Raw genomic sequence first — 389 nt, 5'->3', positions numbered from 1 at the left:
TGGCCGAGCCACTGGCTGCAGCCATCGTTGAACTCGCAGGAAACTACGACACGATCATTGCACCAGCCACCACTTCAGCCAAGAACGTGCTGCCACGCGTTGCAGCACTTCTTGATGTGATGCAGCTTTCGGAAATCATGGAAGTTGTCTCAAGCGACACCTTCAAGCGTCCGATCTATGCAGGCAATGCGATCCAGACTGTTCAGTCGACCGATGCCAAGAAGGTCATCACGGTTCGTACGGCTTCTTTCTCGGCAACGGGTGACGGCGGTTCGGCTCTAGTTGAAAGCATCAATGCGGCTGCTGATCCGGCGCTGTCGAGCTTTGTTGAAAACAAGCTTTCGGGTGGTGATCGTCCGGAACTGACTTCTGCCAAGATCATCATCTCG

The 389-nt window shown here is 54.2% G+C and carries 1 pseudogene; it reads left to right on the top strand.

What is annotated here, in order from left to right:
• Positions 1-389, top strand: a pseudogene (locus tag QSJ70_RS27430) (electron transfer flavoprotein subunit alpha/FixB family protein); the annotation flags it as partial.

Origin of the sequence: Brucella sp. NBRC 12950, assembly GCF_030268145.1 — a bacterium.
In the GTDB taxonomy this organism is placed as follows: Bacteria; Pseudomonadota; Alphaproteobacteria; order Rhizobiales; family Rhizobiaceae; genus Brucella.
This window is presented reverse-complemented; position numbering and strand designations above follow the sequence as displayed.